General features: G+C 65.5%; 8 protein-coding genes. All 8 read left to right on the plus strand.

Annotation, left to right across the window (positions count from 1 at the left end; genetic code table 11):
- Positions 1–793, plus strand: a 793-nt coding sequence (locus P8Y39_12440; GenBank protein MEJ2193125.1) for a replication-associated recombination protein A, incomplete at its 5' end; no start/stop codon positions are given.
- A gap of 145 nt (positions 794–938) precedes the next feature.
- Positions 939–1,406, plus strand: coding sequence for an ATP-binding protein (locus tag P8Y39_12445; GenBank protein ID MEJ2193126.1), 468 nt, complete (start codon positions 939–941; stop codon positions 1,404–1,406).
- Positions 1,403–1,750 carry a serine kinase gene (locus P8Y39_12450; GenBank protein MEJ2193127.1) on the plus strand — a complete coding sequence of 116 codons (348 nt, stop codon included), beginning with the start codon at positions 1,403–1,405 and terminating at the stop codon, positions 1,748–1,750. The genes P8Y39_12445 and P8Y39_12450 overlap by 4 nt, the downstream gene beginning before the upstream one ends.
- Positions 1,751–1,770: 20 nt before the next feature.
- Positions 1,771–2,499 (plus strand): PHP domain-containing protein, encoded by a 729-nt coding sequence (locus P8Y39_12455; protein MEJ2193128.1) that lies wholly within the window; start codon positions 1,771–1,773, stop codon positions 2,497–2,499.
- Positions 2,487–3,038: an ATP-binding protein gene (locus tag P8Y39_12460; protein MEJ2193129.1), complete on the plus strand. Its 552-nt coding sequence runs from the start codon at positions 2,487–2,489 to the stop codon at positions 3,036–3,038. Before P8Y39_12455 ends, P8Y39_12460 begins: the two co-directional genes overlap by 13 nt.
- Entirely contained in the window at positions 3,025–3,915 is an 891-nt protein-coding gene (locus P8Y39_12465; protein ID MEJ2193130.1) for an NAD(P)H-dependent oxidoreductase subunit E, read from the plus strand. Before P8Y39_12460 ends, P8Y39_12465 begins: the two co-directional genes overlap by 14 nt.
- Positions 3,908–4,291 carry a (2Fe-2S) ferredoxin domain-containing protein gene (locus P8Y39_12470; protein ID MEJ2193131.1) on the plus strand — a complete coding sequence of 128 codons (384 nt, stop codon included), beginning with the start codon at positions 3,908–3,910 and terminating at the stop codon, positions 4,289–4,291. The genes P8Y39_12465 and P8Y39_12470 overlap by 8 nt, the downstream gene beginning before the upstream one ends.
- 43 nt (positions 4,292–4,334) lie before the next feature.
- A partial coding sequence (locus tag P8Y39_12475; GenBank protein MEJ2193132.1) for an NAD(P)H-dependent oxidoreductase subunit E occupies positions 4,335–4,952 on the plus strand: 618 nt, incomplete at its 3' end.

The following is a 4,952-nucleotide window of genomic DNA, read 5'->3' on the forward strand; positions in this document are numbered from 1 at the left end:
GGTCTTCGAGCTCAGGCCCCTGACGAGGGAAGACCTCCTCCGCCTGCTCCGCGCTGCCCTCCGGGACCGGGAGCGGGGGCTCGGGGAGACGGACGTACGCGCCGATGAGGACGCCCTCCTTCACCTGGCCCGGATGGCCGACGGGGACGCGCGGAAGGCCCTCTCGGCCCTGGAGATAGCCGCCGCGACCACCCCGCCCGGGCCCGGCGGCGCGGTGCACATCACCCTTCAAGCGGCCCAGGAGTCCATCCAGAAGAAGGCCGTGGTGTACGACAAGAAGGGCGACCAGCACTACGACACCGCGAGCGCCTTCATAAAGAGCATGCGCGGCGGGGACCCCGACGCCGCCGTCTACTGGCTGGCCAAGATGCTCTACGCCGGGGAGGACCCCCGGTTCGTCGCCCGGCGCATCGTCATCTGCGCCTCTGAGGACGTGGGAAACCGCGACCCCATGGCCCTGGTGCTGGCCACCTCGGCGCTCCGGGCGGTGGAGTTCGTGGGCATGCCCGAGGCCCGCATCCCCCTTGCCCAGGCCGCCATCTACGTGGCCACGGCCCCCAAGAGCAACGCCTCCTACCTGGCCGTCGAGGCCGCCATGAAGGACGTCTCCACCGAGGAGACCGCGGAGGTGCCCGGGCACCTCCGGGACAGCCACTACCCCGGCGCGGCCAGGCTCGGGCACGGCGAGGGCTACGTCTACACCCACGACCACCCCGAGGCCGAGCAGGAGTTCCTCCCGAAAAAGAAGACCTATTACCGGAAGGAGAAGGACAGGCCCCGCAAGGGGAAGTGAGCCCCCGGCCCCGCCCCGGAGAATTTCTGTACCCCCTTTGGCCCCCCCTGTGTTATCTTATGTCACGGTCCAAAGAGCCGATGGGCATGGCTTATAAAACATAGTGATGGTATTATAGATATAGTGTTCTTTAGCAAGGAATTCGATGTCTAGGCGCGAGAAGACCGTGGCACGGGAAGGGTTCTTCTCGCTCAGGGGCGGGGAGTTTGCGGAGGCCGGCTCCTCGGCCACCGCGTTGAAGGCGGCCCTGTCCGCCCTGGGATATCCCGTGGAGGTGTCCCGGCGGGCGGCGGTCAGCGCCTTCGAGGCGGAGATGAACGTCATCATCCACGCGGTGGCCGGGACGCTCCGCTATGAAATCGGCCGGGAGGAAGTCAGGATAAAGGTGACGGACATGGGCCCGGGCATAAAGGACGTGCAAGAGGCCATGCGCGAGGGGTTCTCCACGGCCCCGGAATGGGCCCGGGAGAAGGGCTGGGGAAGCGGCCTGGGGCTCCCCAACATAAAGAAGAACGCCGACCGCCTGAGGATAGACAGCGTGCCGGGCGAGGGGACCACCCTGGAGATTACGGTGCGCCTCGGAAAGCCGGGGGAAAACGGGGGCGTCCGGTGATCGTCAGGGACATCGTCAGTGCTGTGGAAGGCGCGGTCGAGGTGGAGGGGGACCTCGCCCAGGAGGTCACCGGCTGCTACGTGAGCGACCTGCTCTCCGACGTGCTGGCAAACAGCGCGCACGGGGACCTCTGGGTGACCCACCACACCCACCCCAACGTGGTGGCCGTGGCCGCCGTCAAGGGCCTGGCCGGGGTGGTGATGGTGGGCGGAAAGCCCCTGGACCCCGAGGCCATCGAGAGGGCCCGGGTGGAGAAGGTCAACGTCATCGTCTCGCCCCTTTCGGCCTTCGAGGCCGCGGGCTCCCTGTTCGGGGTCCTCAAGGGCGCGAGGAAAGAGAGCTGAGATGCCGTGCGGGCGCAGAGATGAGGACCTACGCCGCCGACCTGCACATCCACACCTGCCTGTCCCCCTGCGCGGAACTGGACATGACGCCCCGGCGCATCGTGGAGGAAGCGGCCCGAAAAGGGCTTGACATAATAGCCGTCACGGACCATAATTCCGCGGAGAACGCGGGGGCGGCCGTGCGGGCCGGGGAGCGCGCCGGGCTCGCGGTGCTGCCCGCCATGGAGATAACCTCCGGCGAGGAGGCCCACGTCCTGGGCTTCTTCCCCTCGGTGCAGGCCGCCCTGAGGGTGCAGGAGGCGGTCTACGCCTCGCTTCCCCGGGGTGCCGCCGACGGGCGCGACTGGCAGGTGGTGGTCAACGAGTCCGACGAAGTGGAGAGCTTCAACCGGAGGCTCCTCTTCGGGGCCACCGCCTTCGGGCTCAAGGAGCTGGTGGCCCTCATCCGGAGGGAGGGGGGCCTGGCCGTAGCGAGCCACGTGGACAGGGGGGCCTTCAGCGTCTCCTCCCAGATGGGGTTCGTGCCCGAGGACCTGCGCTTCGACGCCGTGGAGGTCCTGGAGCACGAGCGAGCGGACCAGGTGCTCCTGTTTCACCCGGGGGTGACCCGGCTCATGTCCTCCGACGCCCATCACGTGGAGGAGGTGGGCAGGAGGAGAAGCTTCTTTACCCTGGGCGGGGCGTGCTTCGAGGAGATAGCCCTCGCCCTCCGGGGGGCCGAAGGCCGCGGCGTGCGGTGTCCCGCCTGATGCGGGACCTGTCGCTTCACGTGCTGGACGTGGCGGAGAATTCCGTGGACGCGGGGGCGCGGAACGTTGTGATAACGATACGGGAAGAGAGAAGGGAAGACCGCCTTACCCTCACGGTGAGGGACGACGGGCGGGGCTTCGAGGCCGGGCTGAAGACGGGAGACGCCTATTTCACCAGCAAGCGAAAGAGGTTCGGCATGGGCATACCCATGCTCAAGCAGGCCGCCCGGGAGACCGGGGGAAGCTTCTCCCTCCAAAGCGAGCCCGGCCGGGGCACGGTGCTCAGCGCCTCCTTCGGCCTTACCCACGTGGACCGCAAGCCCCTGGGGGACATGGGGGCCACCCTGTCCGCCCTGGTGGCGGGCCATCCGGAGACGGACTTCGTGCTCGTCTACGAGAGCGACGGGTATACATACCGGTTCGAGACGGCGCGGCTGAGGGAGGAGCTTCCGGGCCTGCCCCTCTCCGTGCCCAAGGTACTGCAATACATACATCAGGATGTCAACGAAGGTATCAGGAGGGCTCATGGAGGAAGCTAAGGGAAACGTCCTTGTGGTGGACGACGAGCCGGTCGTCCTGAAAAGCTGTGAGCGGGTCCTGGGGCTCCACGGCTACGGGGTGACGGCCACCACCTCGCCGGGAGAAGCGCTCTCCCTGGTGGAGAGGGATTCCTTCGACCTGGTCATCACCGACATGAGGATGCCGGAGATGGACGGCATGGAGTTCATCCGCCAGGTGCGCCAGAAGAGGCCCCAGATGAACGTCATCGTGATAACCGGCTACCCCTCGCAGGAGAGCCTGAAGGAGGCCCTGGGCATGCGCATCGTGGACTACCTGCCCAAGCCCTTCAGCCCCTCGCTCCTCTTGGAGTCCGTGGGCAACGCGGTGGACATCGCCAAGAGGGGCGCGGCCCCGGAGCCGGGGGTGGAGGACTTCACCGAGGAGGTGGCCGCGAAGCTCACCGGCATCATCCGGGACCACAGGGGCCGCCCCGGCGCCCTCATCCCCGTGCTTCAGAAGGCCCAGGGGCTGGTGGGCTACCTGCCTCCCGTGGTGCAGCGGCACATCGCCAAGGGGCTGAACGTCTCGGTCAGCGAGGTCCACGGCGTGGTCTCCTTTTATTCCTTCTTCTCCATGAAGCCCCGGGGCAAGCACAGCATCAGGGTCTGCCTGGGGACGGCCTGCTACGTGAAGCGGGCCGAGGAGATAGTGCAGAGGCTCCGTAACGAGCTGGGCATCGACCTGGGAGAGGTCACCCCGGACAGGCTGTTCTCGCTGGAGAGCGTGCGCTGCCTGGGGGCCTGCGGCCTGGCCCCCGTGGTGGTGGTGGACCACGACACCTACGGGTCCATCAACCCGGTGAAGACGGCGGCCATCCTGGAGAACTACAGAAACGGAGGCGACGGCCATGCCTAAGCTGACCATCGAGGACCTGAAGAAGATAAAGGAGCAGCACAAGAGCGAGTTCACCCTGCGGGAAGGGGGCTACAGGGCGAAGGTCACCGTGCACATGGGGACCTGCGGCATCGCCGCCGGGGCCCGGGACGTGATGACCGCGCTCACCGAGGCGCTGGCCGAAAGCGGGGTCACCGACGTCATCGTCACCAACTCCGGGTGCGCGGGCCTGTGCTCCAAGGAGCCCATGGTCACCGTGGAGGTGCTGGGGCAGGCCCCGGTGAAGTACGTCGAGCTTACCCCCGAGAAAACAAAGCGCGTCTTCAAGGAGCACGTCCTGGGAGGCAACGTGGTGGAAGAGTACGCCTTCGTTGTGGGCAGCGAGAGCTCCTACTGAGCGGGGCGGGAGAATAAAGAAAGTCTTTTCTGGAGGCATGTCGATGGAAACGTACAGAGCGCACCTCATGATATGCGGCGGCACGGGCTGCATCGCAAGCGGAGGGCTCAAGGTCAAGGAGGCCCTGGAGCACGAGCTCCGGGAGCGCGGGCTCCAGGACGAGTTCAAGCTCGTCCTGACCGGCTGTAACGGCTTCTGCGCCGAGGGGCCCATCATGACCGTCTATCCCGAGGGCATCTTCTACGAGAAGCTCAAGCCCGAGGACATGCCCTTCCTGGTGGAGGAGCACCTGCTGAAGGGCCGTCCGGTGGAAAAGTTCATGTACAAGCAAAAACTTCACTATTTGGCAATCATTTGGGGCACGACGGTGCTGGTAACCGCAGGGCTGGTATTGGCATCTTTCCTGGTACCTGCCGGTGAAGCTGCCATTGTGCCTCCTGAAAGTCAAGTGACCGATGGGGAGGATGCTCCCGTGATGGATACTCCACAGACCATTTATGAAATAAACCCGGAATTATGCACCGAGTGTGTCGGGTATTTTGATGAACCTCAGTGCAGAACTGTTTGCCCTGTACCGGAAGTCTTAATTGTAAATCCTGATCATGTTGTCATTCCCTCCGGAGGCAAACAGTCTGGAATGGTCATCATTGAATGCCAGTCC

It is taken from the genome of Nitrospirota bacterium, assembly GCA_037386965.1.
GTDB lineage: Bacteria > Nitrospirota > Thermodesulfovibrionia > Thermodesulfovibrionales > JdFR-86 > JARRLN01.

Excerpts from the sequence above, each read along its gene's own strand:
- P8Y39_12465 (MEJ2193130.1), top strand. The coding sequence starts at position 3,025 with ATGGAGGAAGCTAAGGGAAACGTCCTTGTGGTGGACGACGAGCCGGTC.
- P8Y39_12455 (MEJ2193128.1), top strand. The coding sequence starts at position 1,771 with ATGAGGACCTACGCCGCCGACCTGCACATCCACACCTGCCTGTCCCCC.
- P8Y39_12470 (MEJ2193131.1), top strand. The coding sequence starts at position 3,908 with ATGCCTAAGCTGACCATCGAGGACCTGAAGAAGATAAAGGAGCAGCAC.
- P8Y39_12445 (MEJ2193126.1), top strand. The coding sequence starts at position 939 with ATGTCTAGGCGCGAGAAGACCGTGGCACGGGAAGGGTTCTTCTCGCTC.